Raw genomic sequence first — 24,685 nt, forward strand, 5'->3', positions numbered from 1 at the left:
GACTTTTGGCACGCTGTTGAGTTCTCAAGGAACGGAAGCTTCCTTCAGACCGTTTCACCGGCCCTCCGGGCTTTCCCTTCGTCGTGTCTCCGACTCTATCAGACGCTTTCCAGTGCCTGACCCCCAGTCAGCGGGGCTTGTCTTTCCGGCTGTTTGGCCGTTCCGACGAGTGAGACATTAGCTGATCCCGTACCGCCCGGCCAAATCGGCCCGGTCGAACGAAACACCGCCTGCATTCCGCGGAAACACACAAACGCACGACAACAACGCGACAACACAAGGCTGTCGGTCATGGTCGAAAGGTTCCTGCGAAATGGCTGTCCGGGGACCGACCGGAGTCGGCGCTCACGTCGGACAACTCGGAGAACACTACGGACGAGGACCACCCATGTCAACTCGGGGCAAGGTGGTCCCGATCACACGGGTCAGTCCAGGTCTTCGAGCCGGCCGCCGGCGTCCGGCTGGCTGTACTCGACGCGGCGCAGAAGGCGGGTGAGGATCTCGCCGAGGGCGGCGCGTTCCACCGTCGTGAGGTCCTGGAGGAGCTCGTCCTCGAAGACGGCGGCCAGGCGCATGGTCTGGAGCCACTTGTCACGGCCCTCGTCGGTCAGCTCGACGATGACGCGGACGCGGTTGGCCTCGTCGCGCTCGCGGGTGACCAAGCCCTCGGCGACCATGCGGTCGATCCGGTGGGTCATGGCGGCCGGGGTGAGGCCGAGGCGCTTGGCGAGGTCGCCGGGGCCGAGACGGTAGGGCTTGCCGACGACGACGAGTGCTTTGAGGACTTCCCACTCGGCGCTGCTGATGCCGAGGTCGACGAGCTGGCGGCCGTACGCCACGTTCATCCGGCGGTTGAGGCGGCCCAGGGCGGTGACGACCTTCTCCACCTGGGGGTCGACCTCAGGGAATTCGCGCTGGTAGGCGGCGATCTGGGCGTCGAGGTCCAGCTCCTGCGGCGCCCCCGGTGAACCTGCGGCTGCGGTCATCCTTCGAGTATGGCACGGAACCCTTTGCGCTAAAGCCCTTCGCGATGTACTCTTTAGCTTCGAACTTTAGTGCTGAAGTCTTCAAGGCGAAGACTCAATGGTCAAGTGGGGTGAGTGTGACAACGGCGATGGGCGCGGCGCTGCGCCGGATCCAGGTGGGGACAGCGCTGAGCGCGTTCGGGAACGGCTTCACGGTCCCGTTCACCTTTATTTACGTCTCGCAGGTGCGGGGGCTGGGCGCGGGTACCGCAGGTGTGGTGCTCGCGACGTTCGCCGTGGCGGCGCTCTTCGTGCTGCCCTTCACCGGTCGGGTCATCGATCAGCGCGGGCCGGTGCCGGTCGCGGTGGTCGGTACGGTGCTGGCCGCCGCCGGGTCACTGGGGCTCGGGCTGTCCGGCAGTGAACCGGTGGTCATCGCGGCGGCCGGTGCGCTCGGGGCCGGTATAGCGGTGGTGCAGCCCGCGCTGGCGACGATGATCGTGTGGTGCTCGACGACCGCGACGCGGTCGCGCGCCTTCGCCACGCAGTTCTTCCTCAACAACCTGGGGCTCGGCCTCGGCGGTCTGCTCGGCGGTCTGCTGGTCGACACCGCGCATCCGGCGTCGTTCATCCGTCTCTTCGCCATCGAGGCGGCGATGTTCCTGGTGCTCGGCGCGGTGATAGCGACCGTGCGCATGCCGCACGCGCCGCAGGTCGACGGGGCGGTGCGGTCCGACGGCGCCGCCTCGGGCGGCTGGCGGCTGCTGCTCGGGGACCGGGCGATGGTCATGGTGTCCGTGCTGGGCTTCGTGATGTTCTTCGCCTGCTACGGGCAGTTCGAGTCGGGGCTCTCGGCGTTCGCCGTCGAGGTCACCCGGATTTCGCCGACCACGCTGGGCGTGGCGCTCGCGGCCAACACCGCCGTGATCGTGCTGGCGCAGTTCGTGGTGCTGCGGCTGGTCGAGCAGCGCAGGCGCAGCCGGGTCATCGCGGCGGTCGGTCTGGTCTGGACGGTCGCCTGGCTGGTGGCCGGGGCGTCCGGGCTGGTGCACGGCAGTCACGCGATGGCGGTCGCGGCGATCATCTCGACGTACGCGCTGTTCGGGCTCGGCGAGGCGATGCTGGCGCCGACCGTGGCTCCGCTGGTCGCCGATCTGGCGCCCGCGCGGATGGTCGGTCAGTACAACTCGGCGTTCGCGCTGGTCAAGCAGTTGGCCCTCGCCCTCGGTCCCGCCGTCGGCGGCCTGATGGCGGGTGCGGGCGCGTACGGGGTGTACATCGTGATGCTGGTGTTCTGCTCGCTGGCGATCTCGGTGACCGCGCTGCGGATGGGGCGGCACCTCACGCTCTTGCAGGACAGTCCGCATCTGGCGGCGGCCCGCGTGGTCGCCCGTTCCGCGCCGCGGCTCCCTGCCGGGACGGACACGGACACGACCGTGGACGTGGTCGTGGACTCGGCTCAAGCCAAGGACCTGGACCTGGACTCGCGGGTGACCGCGGACGCCGACCCGGCGGCCCGAATACCGGCCGCGCCCGTCGGCGCCACGGCCGAAGCGCGACCGGAACCGGCCGCGACCGTCTCCCGGTAGTCGCCGCCCCCGCCCCTCCGGCCCGAGGGCCTTCCCGGCCCTCGGCCAGGCGGTCGGCCCACGACCCGAGCGGACTCGGACCCGAACGGACCCGGACCCCCAACGGCCCCGGACCCGGCCCAGCGGCGGCGACACCGTCACCCCGCCCGCCTCACCCCGCGGGCACCCTCAGCCCGGCAGGGCGAATTCGCACCAGACGGCCTTGCCGCCGCCCGGCGTGCGGCGGGAGCCCCAGGACGAGGCGACGGTGGCGATGATCGAGATGCCGCGCCCGGCCTCGTCGCCGGGTTCCGCGCGGCGGCGGCGCGGCAGGTGGTCGTCGCCGTCGGTGACCTCGATGATCAGCCGCCGGTCGGTGCGGCGCAGCCGCAGCCGCATGGGCGGGGTGCCGTGCTTGAGGGAGTTGGCGACGAGTTCGCTGGCCGCGAGGACGCCGAGGTCGCGCAGTTCGACGGGGAAGCGCCAGGAGGCGAGCACTCCGGAGGCGAAGGCGCGGGCGCGGGGTGCGGCCTCGACGCCGCCGAGGAGTTCGAGCGAGGCGTTGCGGAAGAGCTCGGCCTCGCTGCCGGTGTGGTCCGGGTACTGGAGGACGAGGACGGCCACGTCGTCGTCGTGTTCCGAGGTGACGCCGAGGGCGCGCATCAGGCGGTCGCAGATCACCTGGGGCGCGCCGGTGGCGCCGGACAGGGCCGACATCAGGGCGTCCACACCGACATCGATGTCCTCGCCACGCCGCTCGATCAGGCCGTCGGTGTACAGGACGGCGGTGCAGCCGGGGCCGAGGGCGACCGAGCCCGAGGTGTGGATCCAGCCGCCGGTGCCGAGCGGCGGTCCGGTGGGTTCGTCGGCGCGGCGGACGGTGCCGTCCGGGTCGCGGATCAGGATCGGCAGGTGTCCCGCGGTGGCGTACGACAGGCGGCCCTCGCTGGGGTCGTGCACGGCGTAGACGCAGGTGGCGATCTGGGTGGCGTCGATCTCCGAGGCGAGGCCGTCCAGGAGCTGGATGACCTCGTGCGGCGGCAGGTCGAGCCGGGCGTAGGCGCGTACGGCGGTACGGAGCTGGCCCATGACGGCCGCGGCACGGACGCCCCGGCCCATCACGTCGCCGATGACCAGGGCGGTGCGGCCCGCGCCGAGGGTGATCACGTCGTACCAGTCGCCGCCGACGGCCGCGTCGGTGCCGCCGGGCTGGTAGGTGGCGGCGACGCGGAGGTCGTCGGGCTGTTCGAGCTCCTGCGGGAGGAGACTGCGCTGGAGGGTGACGGCGGTCTCGTGGAGGCGGCGTTCGCTCTCGCGCAGGCGCTCGGCGGAGTGCACCTGGTCGGTGACGTCGGCGGCGAAGACCAGGACGCCGCGGCGCTCGGGGTCGGGGTCGCCGGCCCTGACGGGGGTGCAGGTGAAGGTGAAGTAGCCGGGCTTGGCGGGTGAGCGGTCGTCGCCGCCGACCACCTTGCGGGCCTTGACGGTGCGCGGTTTGCCGCTGCGGTGGACCTGGTCCATGAGCGGGAGCAGGCCGAGCTCGTCGAGTTCGGGCAGCGCGTCGCGGGCCGGGGCGCCGGTGGTGCGGGCGCCGAAGACCTCCGTGTAGGCGTCGTTGACGAAGTCCACGCGGTGGGCGGGGCCGTGTGTGACGGCGATGAGGGCCGGAAGGCGGCTGAGGACGCCGGTGACTGACGGTTCGTCGGTGACGGCGCCGGCGGCGGGGACGGGACCCGTGGCCCGGCCGGCCGGTGAGCCGGGGGTCTGGCGGGTGCCTTCGGGGTCGGCGTCAGGGGCGATGCCGCTGCCCGCGTCCTGCGGTGCCGTCGCGGGGTCGGCCGCGTCGGCGCGCACGGGGTCGCCGACTTTGGCGCGCGCCGCGGGTACGGCACTGCGTCGCTGTGTTCCGGGGAGCCGGGCGCTCCAACGCGTAAGGTTCAAACGTCCGATTCCTCGTATTTGTCACTCTTTGCAGGTGCTGGCGCACGCGTGGTCACACCACCAGTGTGGCCGACTGGCGCCCCCGGGGGGAATCGCGCGGCGTCCGGGGCGGGTCAGGGGGCGTCGGGATCGCGGTGCGATCCGGCGGCCAGTTCGAATTCGGCGCGCGGGTGTTCCAGTGAGCCGAGCGAGACGATCTCGCGCTTGAAGAGCCCCGCGAGCAGCCATTCCGCCAGGACACGGGCCTTGCGGTTGAAGGTGGGGACGCGGCTGAGGTGGTAGGCGCGGTGCATGAACCAGGCCGGGTAACCCTTGAGTTTGCGCCCGTAGATGAAGGCGACACCCTCGTGCAGCCCGAGCGAGGCGACCGAGCCCGCGTACTTGTGGCGGTATTCGGTCAGCGGCCGGCCGCGCAGGGTCGCCAGGACGTTGTCGGCCAGGACGCGGGCCTGCCGCAGGGCGTGCTGGGCGTTGGGGGCGCAGTCGGTGCCGGGCTCCCGCGCCGTCAGGTCGGGCACGGCCGCCGCGTCGCCCGCCGCCCACGCCGTCTCCGAACCGGCGATCCGCAAGGTGGCCTCGGCGCGCAGCCGTCCGCGGTCGGTGAGCGGCAGGTCCGTCGCGGCCAGCACCGGGTGCGGTTTGACGCCCGCCGTCCAGACCACCGTCCTGGTGGGCAGCCGTTCGCCGTCGGACAGTACGGCGATCCGGTTCTCGCACGACTCCAGCCGCGTCTCCAGCCGGATGTCGACGTTGCGCCCGCGCAGCTCGCGGATCGCGTACTTGCCCATCTCCTCGCCGACCTCGGGCAGGATCCGGCCGGTCGCCTCGACCAGGACCCATCTCATGTCCTCGGGGCGGATGTTGTGGTAGTACCGCACGGCGTAACGCGCCATGTTCTCCAGCTCGCCGAGCGCTTCGACGCCCGCGTATCCGCCGCCGACGAAGACGAAGGTCAGCGCGGCCTCGCGGACGTCGACGTCACGGGTGGAGGAGGCGATGTCGAGCTGTTCCAGCACGTGGTTGCGCAGCCCGATCGCCTCCTCGACGGTCTTGAAACCGATGCCGTGCTCGGCGAGTCCGGGGACCGGGAGGGTGCGGGAGACCGAGCCCGGCGCGATCACGAGCTGGTCGTACGCCAGCTCCAGCAGGTCGCCGCCCTCCTCGTCGGTGACCGGGGTGGCGATGCTCGCGACGCGCTTGGCGTGATCGATGCCGCGCGCCTCGCCCACCACGATCCGGCACTTGCCGAGCACCCGCCGCAGCGGTACGACGACATGGCGAGGGGAGATGGATCCGGCGGCGGCCTCGGGCAGGAAGGGCTGGTAGGTCATGTACGGCTGCGGTTCGACGACGACGACTTCGGCCTCGTCGCGCTTGAGCTTCCGCTGCAACCGCAGTGCGGTGTACATCCCGACATAGCCACCGCCCACCACGAGAATGCGCGGGATGCCTGCTCTGTTCCTCGCTGCCGACTCCGTCATTGCTCCATGACGCAATGGACCATAGCCGTTTGTCCACAGCGCGGACGTGATGATTCCCCGGTTTCTTCGACGGGTTCGGCGACGCAGCAGGTCAGCGGTGCACCCATCACCGGGCAAAGGCCGCGCGGAAGTGCACGGTGCCCGTTGCTCCGATCGGGGGCGCGCGCCGGTCGGATCACAACCCCCTTCTTTCTTGACGTGGGCTCAACTATGTTCGTATCTCGTAGTACTGCGGGGGACGCGTACTGATGATCGCCCATGAGCGGGGAGTCTCCGGGGGGAGACGCGAATTTTCCGGGGGATACGTATATGCACATTCAGGACTCTCAGTGGACGACGGCCGCGGCCGGTTCGGACGGCGCCGTCGGCGGAAACCGTCCGGCACCGCTGCGCGTCGACGCGCAGCGCAATCTGGAACACGTACTGCGGGCCGCGCGTGAAGTCTTCGGCGAGTCGGGGTACGGGGCTCCGATGGAGGACGTCGCCCGCCGCGCGCGGGTCGGCGTGGGTACGGTCTACCGCCGTTTCCCGAGCAAGGACGTGCTGGTCAGGCGGATCGCCGAGGAGGAGACGGCGCGGCTGACCGAGCAGGCGCGTACGGCGCTCGGCCAGGAGAACGAGGCGTGGTCGGCGCTGGCGCGCTTCCTGCGCACCTCGGTCGCCTCGGGCGCCGGGCGGCTGCTGCCGCCGCAGGTGCTGCGGGTGCAGAGCCCGTCGACGGGCGCCGGTACGGAGCACGGCGGTACGCCGCCGCTGGGCGTCGAGCCGAACCGGGTGCCGCAGCAGCGCAATCCGTTCGCGACGGCGGCCGGGAGCGTCGCGGCGACGACGTCAGCGGGCACGGGTCCGGTTGCGGGCACGGTCACGGGCACGGTCACGGGCACGGCCGGTGAGGTCGCGGACCACGCGGGCCGTGACGACATCGGCGGAAGCGACGGCGGCGCCGACCGGAGCAGCGACCAGGACGGCATACGGGCACTGCTCGACGTCGTCGGACGGCTCGTGGACCGGGCGCGCGAGGCGGGCGAGTTGCGCCTCGACGTGTCGGTGGCCGACGTCCTGCTGGTCATCGCCACCTCGGCGCCTTCGCTGCCCGACCCCGAGCAGCAGGCGGCGGCCTCGGCGCGGCTGTTGGACATCCTGCTGGACGGGCTGCGCTCGCGGCCCGGCGAGCGGGCGGCCGACACCCCGTCAGGGGGCGCGGCGGCGCGGGGCGAAGGCGTGACGGACGGTCAGGAGCCGGCGTAACGCGGCGCGGCTCACCCCGCGGGGCCGGGGCGCTACGACAGCGCCGGGCTCAGCGACTCGGATCAGCCGAGCAACACGGCTCGGCTCAAGGACCCGGCTCGATATAAACGGCTCGGCACCGGGCGCTCGGAGTCACGCGGCGGGACGTCGCGCGACCCGGCGCCACTCGGGTCGGCGTCACGCGCTCCACCGATCGGGTGAACGTAGAGGAATCGTGAACGATCTCTCCACGGATGAGTGGTTCCCCGGTATCCCGTGACCCCGGCCCGCCCTCCTGTGCCACGCTTGCCCCGTGGAAGAGGCAAACGGCGAGTCCGGCGCTCCCGCCGCGGGCCCGGAGACCGGCGACGGGCTGCCCTCGCGCAGGGTGCCGGGGCAGCGCGAAGTGCCGGGGCAGCGCGACCCGGCCGCACGCGACGACGTCCGCGAGGAAACCCGCGAGGGGACCGGCGACGGCGCGCGTGAGACCGACTGGGGCACGGACCGCGAGCCGGGCCGTACCGCCGACCCGGAGCCCGGCCGCGTACCCGCCCCCGCCGCGCCGCCGTCCGCCGGGACACCGGCCACCGAGGCACCGGCCACCGAGGCGCCGGCCGACGACGACCTGCTCTCCGTCCAGGGCCATCCCGCGCACACCGCCTCCGCCGAGGCCGACGCCCTCGAGTCCGCGCTGTCCGACGCCGAGTTGGTGGCACGGGTACGCGGCGGGCAGGACAGCGCGTACGAGGAGCTGTACCGGCGGCATGCCGAATCGGTTCGCCGCTACGCACGCACCTGCTGCCGGGACGCGCACACCGCGGAGGATCTGACCGGCGAGGTCTTCGCTCGTACGCTCCAGGCGATCCGCGGCGGCAGCGGCCCCGAGTCGGCGGTCCGCGCGTATCTGCTCACCACGGTGCGCCGGGTCGCCGCGTCCTGGGGCAACACCGCCAAGCGCGAGCACCTGGTCGAGGACTTCGCCGTCTTCGCCGTCTCCGCGGCGGGCTCGACGGCCACCGAGGACACCAACGAACTCGGCGCGGACGTACGGGCCATGCAGGAGGCCGAGCAGACGCTGGCCATCCAGGCGTTCCGTACGCTCCCCGAGCGCTGGCAGACCGTGCTGTGGCACACCGCAGTCGAGGACGAGTCGCCGTCCGCCATCGCGCCGCTGCTCGGCCTCACGCCCAACGCCACGGCCGTCCTGGCCCACCGGGCCCGCGAGGGCCTGCGCCAGGCGTATCTCCAGGCGCACGTCAGCTCCACGCTGACCGCCGAGGGCGAGTGCGCGCGGTACGCCGACCGGCTCGGCGCGCACGCGCGCGGGGGCCTGCGGATGCGCGCGGACCGCGAGTTGAGCAGGCACCTGAAGGAGTGCGAGCGGTGCACGGCCGCCTCGCTGGAGCTGGCCGACCTCAACTCGGCGCTCAAGGGGCTGCTGCCGGTCGCGTACATCGGCTGGTTCGCCGCCGTCTACGCCGCCAAGGCCGCCGGGATCGTCGCGGTCGGCGGAGCGGTCGGCGCGGCGGGGGCCGGAGGCGTGGCCGCCGCCGCTGCCGGGTCGGGTACGACGTCGAGCGCGGGAGGCGCGGCCGCGGGAGGCGCCGCGTCCGAAGGGCTCGGCGCGCCCGCCAAGGTCGGTATCGCCGCGGCCGTGGTGGTCGCCGCCGCGGCGGCGGCGTTCGCGCTGGCCCTCACCGGGGGCCACGAGAAGGCGCCGCCGAAGGCCCAGCCCAAGCCGCCGCCGGTCGCGGTGGTGACCACTCCCCCGCCGCCCGCGCCGAAACCCGCGCCGAAGCCGAAGCCGGTCGTCCCTCCGCCGCCCGTCCAGCCGGTCGAGAAGACGACTCCGCCGCCGAAGCCGAAGCCGACCCCGGCGAAGCCGAGTCCCAAGCCCGCGCCGAAGCCGAAGCCGGTGGTCCCTCCGCCGCCCGAGCCGGCCCCGACGACCCCCACGCCGACCCCGACACCGACGCCGACACCGACCCCTCCGCCGCCCGCGCCGACCGCGTACAAGGTCAATTCGCTGGGCATCAGCGGTTTCGGCGACACCTCCGGGCCGACGATCCGGCCGTCGGCCACGAGCTGGTGGTGGAACCGCTGGGGCCTGACGATCGGCGGTACGCAGTACGAGCACGGCATCACCGTCCACGCGCCGTCGTCGCTGACCATCGACCTGAACCAGGCATGCGTCACCTATGACGCGCGCGCCGGGATCGACGGCCTGACCGGGCGCTTCGGCGCGGCCAGCTTCTCGGTGTACGGCGACGACACCCGGCTGTGGCAGTCGGGTGTCGTACGCGGCGGCGACGCGGCCGTGCCCGTGCACGTCGGGATCACCGGGTACAAGACGATCCGGCTGGTGGTCGATCCCGAGGGGCGGCACGGCGGCGGGCCCGGTCTGGGGCTGGCGAATCTGGCCGACTGGGCGGATTCGGTGATCAGCTGCTCATAGGCGGCCGGTCCGTGGGCGGCCGGTCCGTGGGCTCCGGGCGTTTTCGTACAGAGAGCGCCCGGGCCATGGGGTCTGCGACCAGGAGCGCTCTCGGCGATGAGTGCTCTGCGGTCACGAGCGCTCTCGGCGATGAGCGCTCTGCGGTTATGAACCGATTAGCTGTTCGCGGCCGGTGCGTCCGCGGTGGTGGCCGGCGGGACCGCGCACACGCCGTCGGCGCAGGCGGCGTCCGCGGCCGCGTCCTCCGTACCGGCGAGGGCAGCGGCCTCGGCGGCCGAGTCCTTGGCGACCTGTTCGAGCGCCTGGAGGAAGACGGACGTCTCCTGGCCGCCCTGCACCGCCCACTTGCCCTCGAAGACGAAGGTCGGCACGGCCGTGATGCCGATCTGCCGGGCCTGGTCGATCTCCGCGACGACCTCGTCGCGCAGGTCGTCACCGGCGAGGAAGGCGGCGACCGCGTCCCGGTCGAGGCCGGCCGCGACGGCCGCGTCCGTCAGGGCCGTACGGTCGCCGATGTCCAGGCCCTCGCCGAAGTGCCCCGTCATCAGGCGGCCCTTGAGCCGGTTCTGGGTCTCGGGGCCGTACGTGTCCAGGGCGAAGCGCAGCAGGCGGTGGGCGAGCAGCGAGTTGTTCTCCACGACCGTGTCGAAGTCGAAGGTCAGCCCTTCGGCCGCGCCCATCGCGGCGAGCCGGTCGTCCATGGCCACGGCCTGCGGCCCGAATTTCCTCGCCAGCACCTCACGGTGCGGCTGCGGGCTCTCGGGCGCGGTCGGGTCGAGCTGGAACGGCCGGTAGACCACCTCGACCGAATCGCCCTGCGGGAAAGCGGCGAGGGCGCGCTCGAAGCGGGATTTTCCGAGGTAGCACCAGGGGCAGGCGATATCGGAGTAGATCTCAACTTTCAAGGCTTTTCACTTCCGGGCGTAGGCGGGCGCTGGCTATTCCTTGAATGCTCAATCAAGGCTTCCCTCGTCAACGAGGACGCGCGCGGGACCTATTCCCGTACGGCCGTACGCCCCCGCTCCGCCTACGAGCCCGCCGCCATCGCGTGCGCCGTCTCCAGCAGCGCCGCCACCGCCTCTGAAGCGTCCAGCACCGCGCCCTCCGCGCAGGCCGCCGCCCATTCGCCGTCGCCGAGGCCCGCCCTGGCCCGCTCCTCCACGGCGTCGGCGGTGACCAGCTCGGGCACCGTACGCGGCAGCGGCCCGCGTACGGCCGAGGACGCCGCCGACATCCGGGCCGCCGACCGCAGGTCGCCCAGCTCGACCAGCACCTCGGCCGCCGAGTCGAGCTGCGCGCCCACCACCGGCTCCGTGCAGCCCTCCGCCAGCGCCAGGCTCGCCGACTCGGCGAGACCGAGCAGCGCCGCCACCGGGTCGCCCTCGGCCGCCGTGATCCGCGCGCCCAGGCTCGCGAGCAGCACCTTGAACGTCGGCGGCGGCGTACCGTCCGCCAGGTGCCCGACCGCCGTCTCGCACAGCTCCCTGGCCTGCCGCGGCTCGCCCCGGCGCAGGAGCAGCAGCGCCTTGAGGTAGCGGATGTACGTGCGGGCGTCCCACACGCTGTACAGCTCGGCTTCCTCCCCGGCCTGCTCGACCAGCTTGCGCGCCTCCTCGTCGTCCCCGCGGCGGTGCGCCAACTCCCCCATCCGGGCCAGCAGGAAGGCCCCTTCGCCGTCCGCGCCCAGCTCCCGGCCGAGCCGGTGCGCGGCCTCGAAGTCGGCGTGCGCCGCCGCGTACTGCCCGCGGACGACCTCGATCTCGGCGCTCGCGCCGTGCACTTGGGCGCGGATCCAGCGGTCGCCGAGCCGTTCCCTGCGCTCCTGGAGCTCCGCCCAGTCGGCGTCGATCCGCGCGAGCCCGCCCGGGGTGTCCACGGCGATGTGCGTACGGAGCATCAGCGCCACCGCGATCTCCCACTCGCCGCCGTACTCACGGCAGTTGGCGACGACGGTGTCGGCGTGCCGGCCGATCTCCTCGTCCCTGCCGAGCAGATACGTGGTGAACGGCCACAGCATGCCGGGGAAGCGCGCCGCGGGCGGGCCGCCCTGGCTGTACGCCGCCGCCAGCAGCGCGGCCATCGCCCGCGAGTCGGCCGAGGACCACTGCGCCTCCGAGGCGTGGTCGCTCTTCACGAAGAAGTGCAGCATCCGCAGGTCCAGGCGTGGCCAGAACATCCGGTCCGCCGGGTCGGGCGGGGGGTCGCCGCCCAGCTCCGTCACCCTTTCCAACCAGGCGTCCGCTTCGTCGCGGTAATTGCGCAGCCACCAGAACCAGCCCATGGACAGCGCGATCGTGATCGCGTCCAGCTCCGCGTCCTGGCTCCCGGTGTCCTCTTTCCCGCCTGAGGGCGGCTCGACCAGGCGGTTCAGCGCGGCGCGGACGTTGTCCAGCTCCGTCTCCAGCACTTCCAGCCAGTGGAGTTGGTCGGCGCCGCGCAGTTCGGAGTCGGCCGTGCGGGCCAGTTCGCGGAAGTACGCGGTGTGCCGCCGCTCGGCCGCGGCCAGTTCCTCGGGCCGCTCGGCGGCGCGCTCGCCGGCGTACTCGTGGATCGTCTCCAGCAGGCGGTAGCGGACGTCCTGGCCGGGAGTGGGCGCGTGGACCGCCACCACCAGGGATTTGTCCACCAGTTGGGCCACCGTCTCCAGCGCGTCGGGACCGCACACCGCCTCGGCGGCCGACAGCGTGCAGCCGCCGGAGAAGACGCTCAGCCCGCGCAGCGTCGTACGCTCCCGCTCGGTCAGCAGCTCCCAGCTCCAGTCGACCACCGCCCGCAGCGTCTGCTGGCGCGGCAGCACCGTACGGCTGCCGCTGGTCAGCAGCCGGAACCGGTCGTCCAGCCGGTCCGCGATCTGCCGCGGCGACAGGGCCCGCAGCCGGGCCGCGGCCAGCTCGATGGCCAGCGGCAGGCCGTCGAGACGGCGGCAGATCTCGCGTACGGCAGCGTCGTTCTCCGCCGTGGTGAGGCGGGCGTCCGCGCGTACGGTCGCCGCGCGGTCGGCGAACAGCCGGTACGCGGTCGCGGGCGGCAGCGGCTCCACCGGGCGTACGACCTCGCCCGGTACGCCCAACGGCTCGCGGCTCGTGGCCAGTACGGCCACGCCGGGGCAGGCCGCCAGCAGTTCGGCGGCGAGGGAGGCGGCGGCGCCGATCAGGTGCTCGCAGTTGTCGAGCACCAGCAACAGGCGGCGCTGCGCGCAGTGTTCGAGCAGCCGGGCCAGCGGGTCCTCGCCGTGCGACGCCTCGGACAGGAACTGGTCGCGGCCCGCGCCGCCGAGCAGCAGCGTGTCGCGGCGACCGAGGGCGCTCAGCACGGCGTGCGGGACCGCCGAGGGGTCGTCCAGCGGGGCGAGTTCGACCAGCCACACGCCGTCAGGGTGGCGGCGCGCCGCCGCGTCGCCCGCCTCCTGCGCCAGGCGCGTCTTGCCCGACCCGCCGGGGCCGGTCAGCGTCACCAGCCGGGCCGCGGCCAAGTCGCTTCTGATGTCGTCGAGTTCGGCCTCGCGGCCGACGAAGCTGGTGAGGCGGGCGCGGATGTTGCCCTGCGCGGGGGGCGGCGGCCTGCGCCGCAGCAACTCGCCGTGCAGCGACCGCAGTTCCGGGCCCGGATCGGTGCCGAGCGCTTCCGCGAGTACGGTCCTGGTCTCCTCGTACGCCGCCAGGGCGTCGGCCGTCCTGCCCTCGGCGTGCAACGCCCGCATCAACTGGGCCCTGAACGACTCGTCCAGCGGGTGCTCTGCCACGGCCGCGCGCAGGCCAGGGAGGGTGTCCGCCGCCCTGCCGAGGCGGAGGTCGGCTTCCACCCTGTTCCGCAGGGCGGCCAGCTTCAGAGCTTCGGGGCGGGCCGCGGCGGACGTGCGGTCCGGGAGGTCGGCCAGGGCCGGGCCGCGCCACAGGGTGAGGGCGCGGGTCAGGGTGTCGGCCGCCGTGGCGGCGTCTCCGGCCGCCAGAGCCGTATCGCCCTCGCGGGCGAGGCGTTCGAACTCGTACAGGTCCACCGAGTCGCGGGGGGTGGCCAGGCGGTAGCCGCCGGGTTCCGAGACGACGGCGTCCCGGCCCAGGGCTCGTCGCAGCCGCGACATCAGGGCTTGCAGGGCGCCGGCGGCGTCCGCCGGGGGGTCGGCCGCCCAGACCTGTTCGATGAGGGCTTCGGGGGGTACGGGGCGGCCCACGTTGAGGGCCAGCACCGCGAGGACGGCTCGCAGGCGGCTGCCGCCCAGGCCGATTTCGGGCCCGTCGTCGGAGGGGCGGGCCTCCGTGACCCCAAGAATCCGATACCGCACGGGGTCATCTTCGCGGACGGCGCCCCAAAAGAGCGAACCTTCGTCCTTGGGTGGGGGTGGGGGTTCTGCCCGCCCGCCCACCCGTGCGGGTGCTTTCTTCGTCTGCGGGTGCCGCTTGTGCCTGGTCGGTGCCGGTCCGGGGCACCTCCTCGAAATGCGGCTACCTGGTCGTGGGTATCCAGTGCCCTTCTTGTCACCGCATTTCTGCGGGGGCACCCCGGCCCGTCCCCTCCCGGTACGTCGGCGTCCGACGGTCCGGTGGGGGTGGCCGGGAGGGGGGTGGGCGGGGGCCAGGCCCCTGCGCCCCCCGACCTCCCAGCGGGGTGGGCGAAAGGGCGTGGGTGGGGTGCGGGACCTGTACGGCCGACGGTCCGCCCCGGGGTGAACGGAGGGGGGTGAGGACCGGGACCTGCGCCCCCCAACGTCCAGCCGGGGCAGGCGGAAGGGGTGGGTGGGGTGCGAGCCTCGCCTCACATGACGGCCAGGCGGGGCGGGCGAGGAGGCTGGGGGGCCAGGTCCCTGCGCCAATAGACGTCCAGGCGGGGCGGGCGGGGCAGGCGGAACGGGTGCGTGAGATGCGGGAGCTGCGCCACCCGGACGGCCGCCCGGGTCGGCGGAAGGGCGTGGGTGGGGTGCGAGACCTGCGTCACCTGGGTGGGCGGAAGGGGTGCGGGGGCTGGGACCCGCCGCGCCTGACGTTGGGCCGGGATTTGCGCGGGCCGACGGGCTGGCGGGTGCTGGGGGGGTGGCGGGGAGTCGGAGGGGGCGTGACCGGAGGGGTCTGTTGGGCGGTTGGGCGGTTGGGCGGTTGGGGAAGGGCCCGAGCTCTCCGATCCGCTCGGAGGGGGCACCGGCGCAGGGCGGCACGCCGGAAAGACCCCCTTGCCCGGCAACCCCCACCGGACCGCCGGACGCCGACGTACCGGGAGGGGACGGGCCGGGGTGCCCCCGCAGAAATACGTTGACGGCCGGGTACCGAATGCGCAAAGGCCAGGTGATACGGATTTCGAGGAGGTACCCCGGACCGGCACCGACCAGGCACAAGCGGCACCCGCAGACGACAAAACACCCGCACGGGTGGGCGGGCGGGAAAGACAAAGGTCAAGAACGCCCCGGCGGCCGACGGTCGTCGTCGTGAGGGCCGAGGAGTTCGTCGGCGAGAGTAGGCAGGTCGTCGAGGGGGGTCTCCTCGGCCCAGTTGGGGCGAGGACGGCGCGGAGCGGCCGAGGGCGTCTCTGCGGTGGGGAATTCGCGGGTGCGCTCGTTGCCCGGCTGATCCTCGGGGCGGAAGAGCCACGGCGGGACCCGGTCGGTCGGGTCGTCCGAGGCCGGGGACCCGACCGGGGGTACGACCGGCGGGAGCACCGTCGTGGTCTCGGAACTGTCCTCACGAGGGCTGTCCTCACGAGGGCTGTCTCCGCGAGAGCGAGAACCGTCCTCATCCGAAGCCGACTCGTCAGAAGTGGTGCCGTCAGCCGACGAGGCGCCCTCCGCGGGAGCATCCTCCGGCTCGGCCGGAACGACCGGGAGAACCGCCGTCTCATCGGCACCCGGACCAGCGGGCACGTCCGGCTCGGCCGGAACGGCCGGAACGGCCGGGAGAACCGCCGTCTCGTCCTCGGCGGGAGCCGAGGAAGGCGGCGGAGGCACGACATTGACCGTCGTGGTTTCGGCCGAGTCCGAAGTCTGCGGCAGCTCGGTGGTCTTCTCGGAGTCGGAGGAGCCGGAGGAGCCGGCCGAACCGGCACTCGCGGCGGCGGCAGCCGCAGCCGCGGCGGTGCGGGCCTCCTCGGCGCGGAGAAGGGCCTCCTCCGCCTTGCGCTGCTTTTCGAGGCGGCGCGCGTCGGCCTCGGAGCGCAGGCGTGCCTGCTCCTCGGCGAGGCGGCGGAGCCGTTCCTGCTCGGCCGCGCGGGCGGCCTCCTCGGCCTCGCGGCGAGCCGTCTCCTCGGCGGCGATGCGCGCGGCCTCTTCGGCGCGGAGGCGTTCGGCCTCGGCCTCACGGGCGGCGGCGCGCTCGGCGATCTCGCGGCGGGTGGCCTCCTCGGCGGCGAGGCGGCGCTCCTCTTCCTCGCGGCGGAGCCGTTCGAGCTGGGCCTGGCGCTCGCGCTCCTGGCGCTCTTCCTCGGCCTTGCGGGCGGCCTCTTCGGCGGCGAGGCGCGCGGCCTCGGCGGCGGCCTGGCGCTCGGCCTCGGCGCGGGCCTCGATCTCCTGGGCGGAGAGCGGGAGGAGCTGGTCGAGGCGGTGGCGTACGACGGTGGTGACGGCGGCGGGGTCCTGGGCGCCGTCGACGACGAGGTAGCGGCCGGGGTCGGCGGCGGCGAGGGTGAGGAAGCCCGCGCGGACGCGCTGGTGGAAGGCGGCGGGTTCGGATTCGAGGCGGTCGGGCGCTTCGGTGAAGCGTTCGCGGGCGGCATCGGGGCTGACGTCGAGGAGCACGGTGAGGTGCGGGACGAGTCCGTCGGTGGCCCAGCGGGAGATGCGGGCGATCTCGGTGGGGGCGAGGTCGCGTCCGGCGCCCTGGTAGGCGACGGAGGAGTCGATGTAGCGGTCGGAGATGACGACGGCGCCGCGTTCGAGGGCGGGGCGGACGACGGAGTCGATGTGCTCGGCGCGGTCGGCGGCGTAGAGCAGCGCCTCGGCGCGGTGCGAGATCCCGCCGGAGGAGACGTCGAGGAGGATGGAGCGCAGGCGCTTGCCGATGGCGGTGGCGCCGGGCTCGCGGGTGACGACGACCTCGTGGCCCTTGGCGCGGATCCAGTCGGCGAGGGCTTCGACCTGGGTGGACTTGCCCGCGCCGTCGCCGCCCTCTATGGCGATGAAGAATCCGGTGGCGGCGGGGGCGACGGCCGGTTCCGCACCGGTCAGGGCCTCGCGCAGGTCACGCCGGAGCGGTACGCCGCTGCGGTCGTCGGTCTTGCCGAGGACGAGCGCGGCGACCGGCAGCAGCAGGGCGCCGATCAGCATCAGCGTGTACGCGGCACCGCCGTGGTCGAAGGTGAAGTGACCCTTCTGGATGCGGTGCGGGCCGATCGCGGCGGCGACCAGCGGCGCGACGATCACGGCGAGGGCGAGAACGGCGCGCGAGACGGCGTGCAGGTGCTCGGTGGTACGGCCGCGCCGTCCCGCCTCGGCTTCCTGCTCGATCAGGATGTGCCCGGTGTTGGCGGTGACGCCCGCCGCGGCGCCGGCCAGCAGCGCGAGCAGCAGGACGGTGGTCTGGTCGGCGACGATGCCGGTGAGGAGCAGGCCGAGCCCGGTGACGCCGATGGACAGCGCGAGCAGCCGGCGCCTGGACAGCGCCGGGAGCGTACGGGGGGCGAGGCGGATGCCGATGACCGTACCGGCGGTGAGGGCCAGGACGAGCAGGCCGAAGCCGGTCGGGCCGAAGCCGAGGGCGAGCGCGTGCAGGACGGCCACGGCCACGGCCGCGCCGATCGCGCCGACGACCGCGGCGGTCGCCAGCACCAGCAGCGGCAGTACGCCGGTCCTGCCGCGCTCGGCGCCCGCGGGGCCCTTGGGCAGCCGCAGCCCTTCGAGCGGGGAGCGCGGACGCGCCACCGTGCCCGAGGGCAGTTCGAGGAGGTAGAGCACCGACATGGAGGACGAGAAGAGCCCGGCCGCCACGTACGAGGCGAGCGCCACCTGGTGCTGGTCGAACCAGGTGACGCCGACCGCGATCAGCGTGTTCACCAGCGTGACGACGACGAGACCGGCCGCTGCCAGCGGCAGTGCGACGAAGCTCGTCCGCAGGTCCAGCCGGTGCAGCGTCGCCAGGTGGTCGGGCGCGGGCCGCACGGAGGTGTCGCCGGGCGGCGGCAGGAGCAGCGGGGCGGCGCCGTCCTTGGCGACGGCCCACAGCCGCTCGGCCACCCCGGTGACGAAGGCGGTCACCAGCAGCCAGGTCAGCGCGGTGTGCTGCGACCAGGTGATCCACAGCGGCGCGACGATGAACAGCCCGAGTCGTACGGCGTCCGCGCCGATCATCGTCCACCGGCGGTCCAGCCGGCCGCTCTCGGACGTCAGCGCCGACAGCGGGCCGAGCAGGACGGCGCCGAACAGCAGCGTCGAGACCAGGCGCGCCCCGAAGACGGCCGCGGTGGCGAAGGCGATACCCCGGTAGCCGCCGCCGTACGCGTGGTCGGCCACCGCCGCCTGCACGGCGAGCCACAGCAGGACGAGCAGACCCAGTCGGTCCGCCACCGCCCCGGTGAGCTGCGCGCTCCACAATTTGCGCAGCGCCGGGATTTTCAGCAGCGCACCGACCGCTCGCTCACGGCTGTCAGCGGCGAGGTCGGTGGCGAACGCGTCGGTCACGTCCCCCTCGACGTCCTCGGCCCTGACATCTGCGGCCGTGACGTCTGCGGCGGGCGGCTTGGGCTGCTCGGATGGCGTCATCCCAACAGCCTATCCGCCTTACGACGCCCTACACGGAGCCGGTCCCACTCCCGGGCGGACCACCCCTCAAGGAGGGCGGGGAAGCGCACTCACCTGGGCGAAGACGGCCCTTCGAGGGGCCCTTCCGCGGGCCCTTCAAGGGGGAGGAAGGGGAGGCAGGAGAGGCGGAAGGTACGGCGCGCTGACGCATGGCCAGTTCCTCAGGGGCGCGGGAACCCGCGCGACCGGCCCATGACCGGCGCGCGGTTCACCACCGGCCCGGTGGGGCAGGCGCTGTCGTCGCCCGCCCACCGGCCCGGTGTGCCGGACACGCCCTAGTCGGCTGAGGCCGTCGACTTCTTCGCCGCCGCGGAGGCAGCCGCCTTCTTGGCCGGTGCCTTCTTCGCGGCAGTCTTCTTCGCGGTGCCGGAAGCCGCCGTCTTCTTGGCGGGAGCCTTCTTGGCCGGTGCCTTCTTGGCGGCGGTCTTCTTCTTCACGGGCCCCTTCGCCCGCTTCTCCGCGAGGAGTTCGTACCCGCGCTCGGGCGTGATCGACTCCACCTCGTCGTCACGGCGCAGCGTCGCGTTGGTCTCGCCGTCGGTGACGTAGGGGCCGAAGCGGCCGTCCTTGACGACGACGGGGCGCTCGCTGACCGGGTCGGTGCCCAGTTCCTTGAGCGGCGGCTTGGCGGCGGCGCGACCGCGCTGCTTGGGCTGGGCGTAGATGGCGAGCGCTTCGTCGAGGGTGATCGAGAAGAGCTGGTCCTCGGTCTCCAGCGAGCGCGAGTCGGTGCCCTTCTTCAGGTAGGGCCCGTAGCGCCCGTTCTGCGCGGTGATCTCGACGCCCTCGGCGTCCTTGCCGACGACGCGCGGCAGGGACATCAGCTTGAGGGCGTCCTCAAGGGTGACGGTGTCGATGGACATCGACTTGAAGAGCGAGGCGGTACGCGGCTTGACCGCGTTCTTCCCCGTCTTCGGGGTGTCCTCGGGCAGGACTTCGGTGACGTAGGGACCGTAGCGCCCGTCCTTGGCGATGATCGGGCGGCCGGTCGCCGGGTCGTCGCCGAGCGCGAAGTCGCCGCTGGGCTTGGCGAACAGCTCCTCGGCGTACTCGACGGACAGCTCGTCCGGCGGCAGGTCCTCGGGTACGTCGGCGCGGCGGTGGTCGTCCTCGCCGCGCTCGCCCTTCTCGATGTAGGGGCCGTAGCGGCCGACGCGCAGCATGATGCCGTCGCCGATCGGGAAGGAGGAGATCTCCCGGGCGTCGATCGCGCCCAGGTCCTCGACGAGTTCCTTGAGGCCGCCGAGGTGGTCGCCGTCCCCGTTGCCCGCGTCGGCGGCGGAGCCGACGGTGGCGCTGCCGTCGTCGGAGCCGAAGTAGAAGCGGCGCAGCCACGGCACGGCCTGGGCCTCGCCGCGGGCGATGCGGTCGAGGTCGTCCTCCATGGAGGCGGTGAAGTCGTAGTCGACCAGACGGCCGAAGTGCTTCTCCAGCAGGTTGACGACCGCGAAGGAGAGGAAGGTCGGGACGAGCGCGGTGCCCTTCTTGAAGACGTAGCCGCGGTCGAGGATCGTGCCCAGGATCGTGGCGTACGTCGACGGGCGGCCGATCTCCCGCTCCTCCAGCTCCTTGACCAGCGACGCCTCGGTGTAACGGGCGGGCGGCTTGGTCGAGTGGCCGTCGGCGGTGATCTCCTCGGCGCTCAGCGCGTCGCCCTCGGTGACCCGCGGCAGCCTGCGCTCGCGGTCGTCCAGCTCGGCGTTGGGGTCGTCGGCGCCTTCGACGTACGCCTTCAGGAAGCCGTGGAAGGTGATGATCTTGCCGGAGGCGCTGAACTCGGCGTCGCGGCCGTCGGCGGAGGCGCCGCCGACCTTGACGGTGACGGACTGGCCGACCGCGTCCTTCATCTGGGACGCGACCGTACGCATCCAGATCAGCTCGTAGAGCCGGAACTGGTCGCCGGTCAGACGGGTCTCGGCCGGGGTGCGGAAGCGGTCGCCCGAGGGGCGGATCGCCTCGTGCGCCTCCTGCGCGTTCTTGACCTTGCCCGCGTAGACGCGCGGCTTGTCCGGCAGGTAGTCCGCCCCGTAGAGCTGCGTGACCTGGGCGCGGGCGGCGCGGACGGCGGTCTCCGAGAGCGTGGTGGAGTCCGTACGCATGTAGGTGATGAAGCCGTTCTCGTACAGCTTCTGCGCGACCTGCATGGTGGCCTTCGCGCCGAAGCCCAGCTTGCGCGACGCCTCCTGCTGGAGGGTGGTGGTGCGGAAGGGGGCGTACGGCGAGCGGCGGTACGGCTTGGACTCGACGCTGCGTACGGCGAACTGGGTGTCGGCGAGCGCGGCGGCCAGGGCGCGGGCGGCGCTCTCGTCGAGCTGGAGCACCTGCGAGCCGGACTTGAGCTGGCCGGTGGCCGCGTCGAAGTCCCGGCCCTGCGCGACCCGGCGGCCGTCGACGGTGGTGAGCCGGGCGACGAGCGTGGAGGGGTCGGAGGCGTCACCGGTGCGGCCGGTGGCGAAGGTGCCGGTCAGGTCCCAGTAGTCGGCGGTACGGAACGCCATCCGCTCGCGTTCGCGCTCGACGACGAGCCGGGTGGCGACGGACTGCACGCGGCCGGCCGACAGCCGCGGCATGACCTTCTTCCACAGCACCGGCGAGACCTCGTAGCCGTACAGCCGGTCGAGGATGCGGCGGGTCTCCTGGGCGTCGACCAGGCGCTGGTTCAGCTCGCGCGGATTGCGGACGGCCTCCTGGATGGCGTCCTTGGTGATCTCGTGGAACACCATCCGGTGAACGGGCACCTTGGGCTTGAGGATTTCCTGCAAATGCCAGGCGATGGCCTCGCCCTCGCGGTCCTCATCGGTGGCGAGGAAGAGTTCAGTGGAGTCCTTGAGGAGGTCCTTGAGCTTCTTGACCTGTGCCTTTTTATCGGCATTGACCACATAGATGGGTTGGAAATCACTGTCCACATTGACGCCGAGCCGCGCCCAGGGCTGGCCCTTGAACTCCGCCGGCACTTCGGCGGCCCCGTTGGGGAGGTCGCGGATGTGCCCGACGCTGGCCTCGACGACGTATCCAGGGCCCAGATATCCCTTGATCGTTTTCGCCTTGGCAGGCGACTCGACAATGACGAGTCGCTGGCCGCTGTGTGCGGTCTCGCGGGTCGGGGACAACGTCGCTCTTCTCTCCCGGTCGAAGGTGTGTCGCTGCGGAGTGTGACCGTACCTCCCTGTCCCGTGTCAAACGGGAAAAGTCCACAACGCCACTGGAACGGTAACCCGACAACCGGTCTGTCTGCCGCATGGACGGCCGCTCCGGTCGGTTTCCCGGAGGGGCGCGGGGGCGCGTTCCCGGGGGCGCGTGCGTGATTTCACGCACGTCAGGAGGGTCGGGGAAGGGCGGTGGCGGTCAGACCTGTGTGAGACACCAGACGCCGGTGAGGAGCGCGACCGCACCGAAGAAAATGGACATGACAGTTGCGGCGGTGGATCCCGCTGCCGTCACGGGCTGCCGGGCGCGCAGCCGGGCGGCCGTCCAGAGCAGGAGCGCGGCCCCGAAGACGGCGAAGACCGTTCCGGCGAAGAGTGCGGGCACCCGCTCCATGCGTCCCCTCGTCCCGTCTCGTCCTGTCCAGGTGTGTGCTCCCGGACGCTGCCACGCCAGGGCGTCCGGCACGCGAACCACGGGTGAACACAGGTCTCCGCTCCCAGGGGGTGGGACGCGGCGGGGGCCGTCCTGCAAAGATGTCCGGCAACGACCGGTACACAACAAGACGTTCAACGACGTTCAGCACAGGGGGACGGGGCATGTCCGACCAGAATCCGTACGGCCAGAATCCGTACGGTGACAAGCCGCAGGGCGACAATCCGTACGGGGAGCAGCAGCCCGGGGGCCAGCCCGGATACGGATACCCGCAGCAGCCCGGGGGCCAGGCTCCCGGTTACGGCTACCCGCCCCAGGGCGGCGGCCAGGCACCCGGTTACGGCTACCCGCCGCAAGGCGGCGGGTACGCGCCGCCCGGTGCCGCGTACGCCGCGGACCCGTCCGCGCCGTACGGCTACGACCCCTACGGGCGGCCGTACTCGGACAAGTCCAAGGTGGTCGCGGGAGTGCTTCAGCTCTTCCTCGGCAGCTTCGGCGTGGGCCGTTTCTACACCGGGCACACCGGCATGGCGCTGGGGCAGCTCTTCACGTGCGGCGGCTGCGGCATCTGGGCGCTGATCGACGGCATCATGCTGCTGGCCGGGGACAACCCGACCGACGCGCAGGGCCGGGTGCTGCGTGGCTGACGGAGTCCGTCGACCACAGGTCGGCGCTCCCCCGGTCTCCCCGGGGGCGCGCCGCCCGTCGGCGGTTCTCGGCCACCCGGCCACCGCTCCCCTGGCGACGCTCGCCGCCGGAGTGGCGGGCGCCGTCTATCTCTACGGCACCGACCCGCACCAGCCGGGCCACTGGCTGCCGCGCTGCCCGTTCAACTGGGCGACCGGGCTGCTCTGCCCGGCCTGCGGCGGTACGCGCATGGTGTACGACCTGATGCACGGCGACGTGGGGCGCGCCTTCCACGACAACGCCGTCCTGCTGCTGGCCGCGCCCCTGGCGCTGTGGCTGTGCGGGCGCTGGATGGTCGAGGGGCTGCGCGGCCGTCGCCGACGGCTGGTGGTGAGCCCGCGGGTGTCACTGGCCGTGCTGTGCGTGGCCGTGACGTGGACGGTTGTCCGCAACGTGTTCTGACGCGTCGTCCACTCCACCGCGCGTCAGTCCGCCGGGCCCCTTCTCCGAGGCGTCCCCGGGCCGCTCGCCAGGCCGCTCCCCGCGTCACTCCACCGCGTCACTCCGCCGCGTCACTCCACCGGGTCGAGGAACCCCTGTTCCACCAGCAGCCGGATCGACTCCGGCGTGCGGTCGCGCAGCACCACCGGGTCCTCGCCGAGCAGCTGCGCGATGGCGTCCACGATCCGCCCCGCGGTCAGCGTCCCGTCGCAGACGCCCGCGAAGCCCGCGCCCACCGTGTCGACCTTCGTCGCGCGCCGCATACCGCGGGCCGCGCGCAGCACCACGTGCTCCGGGTCCTCGGCGCCCGGCAGCCCCACCTGTTCCTGCACCACCCCGTCGCCGAGCGCGAAACGGGAGCTGAGCAGCGCCGCGTCGTCATGGGTGCGCAGGAAGTCCTGGCGGTCGAACCACCCGGCGATGTGCGGGCCGAGCGGCTGCTCCACGGGGTGCGGCCACTCCTCCGCGGTGATCACGGGCTGGTCCGCGCCGGACTTGCGCAGCGTGATCCAGCCGAAGCCGACGCCGTTCACCTTGCGCTGCTCGAACTCGTCGAGCCACGCGTCGTAGCGGGCTGCGTACGTGGCCGGATCCGTACGGTGGTCGCCGCCGTCGCGCAGCCACAGCTCGGCGTACTGCGTGACGTCCTGGACCTCGCGCTGCACGATCCAGGCGTCGCAGCCGCGCGGGATCCACGAGACCAGGCGCTCGCGCCAGTCCTGGCCCTCGGTGTGCTGCCAGTTGGCGAGGAGCTGGCAGTAGCCGCCGTCGTTGAGATGGTCTGCCGACTGCTGCACCAGGGTGCGGCACAGGTCGTCGCCCGCCATACCGCCGTCCCGGTAGGTGAAGCGCCCGCTCGGGGAGATCACGAAGGGCGGGTTGGACACGATCAGGTCGAAGCGCTCGTCGCGGACCGGCTCGAAGAGGCTGCCCTCGCGCAGGTCGGGTTCGCGGGCGCCGGACAGCGCGAGGGTGAGCCGGGCGAAGTGCAGGGCGCGCGGATTGACGTCGGTCGCCGTGACGCGGGTGGCGTGCCGGGAGGCGTGCAGCGCCTGGATGCCGGAGCCGGTGCCGAGGTCCAGGGCGCTGCCGACCGGCTCGCGCACGGTCAGCCCGGCCAGCGTCGTGGAGGCGCCGCCGACGCCGAGCACCAGGTCGGCCCGGTCGACGCCGGGCGTGCTCTCCCCGTCGGTCCCGGTCCCGGTCCCGGTGCCGATACCGCCCGCGCCGCCGACCGCGCAGCCGAGATCGGAGACGATCCACCAGTCCGCGCCCTCCTCACCGGCGTACGGGCGTACGTCCACGGTGGCGCGTACGTCGTCGCCGTCGCGCGCCAGCCAGCCGCCGGCGACGTAGTCGTCGATCCGGGGCAGGGCGGCGCGGGCCCGCGCGTAGGACACGGGGCGTTGCAGGAGGAAGAGCCTGACCAGGGTCTCCAGGGGGCTGCCGCCACGGGTGGCGCGCAGGGCGGGGACGGTCTCGGCCCGGGAGAGGGCCGCGTAGGCGGCGGCTCCGAGGAGGTCGAGACAGCCGTCCGCGGTGAAGGCTGCGGCGCGCAGGTCGTCGCGCAGGGACGGGGCGTTCCGGGCGGCGGGGAGGAGGGGCGTACTCACACCGGCCATTGT

The 24,685-nt window shown here is 72.9% G+C and carries 14 protein-coding genes; 5 read left to right on the forward strand and 9 right to left on the reverse strand.

Annotated elements, in window-relative coordinates; all coding sequences use genetic code 11:
• Positions 1-425 precede the first annotated feature (425 nt).
• On the reverse strand, positions 426-986 hold the full coding sequence (locus tag ABZX65_RS28590; RefSeq protein ID WP_355346088.1) for a MarR family transcriptional regulator: 561 nt from the start codon (positions 984-986) through the stop codon (positions 426-428).
• 116 nt (positions 987-1,102) lie between these two features.
• Here ABZX65_RS28590 and ABZX65_RS28595 point away from each other — a divergent pair, with 116 nt between their 5' ends.
• Positions 1,103-2,554, forward strand: coding sequence for an MFS transporter (locus ABZX65_RS28595; RefSeq protein ID WP_355346319.1), 1,452 nt, complete (start codon positions 1,103-1,105; stop codon positions 2,552-2,554).
• Positions 2,555-2,722: 168 nt separating this feature from the next.
• Here the strand turns inward: ABZX65_RS28595 and ABZX65_RS28600 are convergent, their stop codons facing one another.
• Both ABZX65_RS28600 and ABZX65_RS28605 read right to left on the reverse strand, forming a co-directional pair.
• On the reverse strand, positions 2,723-4,474 hold the full coding sequence (locus tag ABZX65_RS28600; RefSeq protein WP_355346091.1) for a SpoIIE family protein phosphatase: 1,752 nt from the start codon (positions 4,472-4,474) through the stop codon (positions 2,723-2,725).
• Positions 4,475-4,587: 113 nt separating this feature from the next.
• Positions 4,588-5,955: an NAD(P)/FAD-dependent oxidoreductase gene (locus ABZX65_RS28605; protein ID WP_355346094.1), complete on the reverse strand. Its 1,368-nt coding sequence runs from the start codon at positions 5,953-5,955 to the stop codon at positions 4,588-4,590.
• Between the two features lie 309 nt (positions 5,956-6,264).
• Here ABZX65_RS28605 and ABZX65_RS28610 point away from each other — a divergent pair, with 309 nt between their 5' ends.
• Together ABZX65_RS28610 and ABZX65_RS28615 are read left to right on the forward strand one after the other, a co-directional pair.
• Positions 6,265-7,203 (forward strand): helix-turn-helix domain-containing protein, encoded by a 939-nt coding sequence (locus ABZX65_RS28610; protein ID WP_355346097.1) that lies wholly within the window; start codon positions 6,265-6,267, stop codon positions 7,201-7,203.
• A gap of 292 nt (positions 7,204-7,495) precedes the next feature.
• A complete protein-coding gene (locus tag ABZX65_RS28615) occupies positions 7,496-9,637 on the forward strand; it encodes a sigma-70 family RNA polymerase sigma factor (RefSeq protein ID WP_355346100.1) in 2,142 nt (713 codons plus the stop codon).
• A 155-nt stretch (positions 9,638-9,792) separates the two neighbouring features.
• Here ABZX65_RS28615 and ABZX65_RS28620 read toward each other — a convergent pair whose 3' ends face one another.
• From ABZX65_RS28620 to ABZX65_RS28640, 5 genes are all read right to left on the reverse strand, one after another.
• Positions 9,793-10,542: a DsbA family oxidoreductase gene (locus ABZX65_RS28620; RefSeq protein WP_355346103.1), complete on the reverse strand. Its 750-nt coding sequence runs from the start codon at positions 10,540-10,542 to the stop codon at positions 9,793-9,795.
• Positions 10,543-10,664: 122 nt separating this feature from the next.
• Positions 10,665-13,919 carry a BTAD domain-containing putative transcriptional regulator gene (locus ABZX65_RS28625; RefSeq protein ID WP_355346106.1) on the reverse strand — a complete coding sequence of 1,085 codons (3,255 nt, stop codon included), beginning with the start codon at positions 13,917-13,919 and terminating at the stop codon, positions 10,665-10,667.
• Between the two features lie 1,101 nt (positions 13,920-15,020).
• Complete coding sequence (gene tmk / locus ABZX65_RS28630) at positions 15,021-18,314, reverse strand: dTMP kinase (protein ID WP_355346109.1); 3,294 nt, start codon at positions 18,312-18,314, stop codon at positions 15,021-15,023.
• Between the two features lie 314 nt (positions 18,315-18,628).
• On the reverse strand, positions 18,629-21,463 hold the full coding sequence (topA, locus tag ABZX65_RS28635) for a type I DNA topoisomerase (protein WP_355346112.1): 2,835 nt from the start codon (positions 21,461-21,463) through the stop codon (positions 18,629-18,631).
• A gap of 235 nt (positions 21,464-21,698) precedes the next feature.
• A complete protein-coding gene (locus ABZX65_RS28640) occupies positions 21,699-21,893 on the reverse strand; it encodes a hypothetical protein (protein WP_355346115.1) in 195 nt (64 codons plus the stop codon).
• A gap of 203 nt (positions 21,894-22,096) precedes the next feature.
• Here ABZX65_RS28640 and ABZX65_RS28645 point away from each other — a divergent pair, with 203 nt between their 5' ends.
• Both ABZX65_RS28645 and ABZX65_RS28650 read left to right on the forward strand, forming a co-directional pair.
• On the forward strand, positions 22,097-22,579 hold the full coding sequence (locus ABZX65_RS28645; RefSeq protein ID WP_355346118.1) for a TM2 domain-containing protein: 483 nt from the start codon (positions 22,097-22,099) through the stop codon (positions 22,577-22,579).
• A 91-nt stretch (positions 22,580-22,670) separates the two neighbouring features.
• Positions 22,671-23,021 (forward strand): DUF2752 domain-containing protein, encoded by a 351-nt coding sequence (locus ABZX65_RS28650; RefSeq protein WP_355346322.1) that lies wholly within the window; start codon positions 22,671-22,673, stop codon positions 23,019-23,021.
• 110 nt (positions 23,022-23,131) lie between these two features.
• Here the strand turns inward: ABZX65_RS28650 and ABZX65_RS28655 are convergent, their stop codons facing one another.
• Positions 23,132-24,682 (reverse strand): methyltransferase, encoded by a 1,551-nt coding sequence (locus tag ABZX65_RS28655; RefSeq protein WP_355346121.1) that lies wholly within the window; start codon positions 24,680-24,682, stop codon positions 23,132-23,134.
• Between the last annotated feature and the right edge of the window lie 3 nt (positions 24,683-24,685).

This window comes from Streptomyces sp. NPDC003300, from assembly GCF_040610915.1.
Lineage (GTDB): Bacteria > Actinomycetota > Actinomycetes > Streptomycetales > Streptomycetaceae > Actinacidiphila.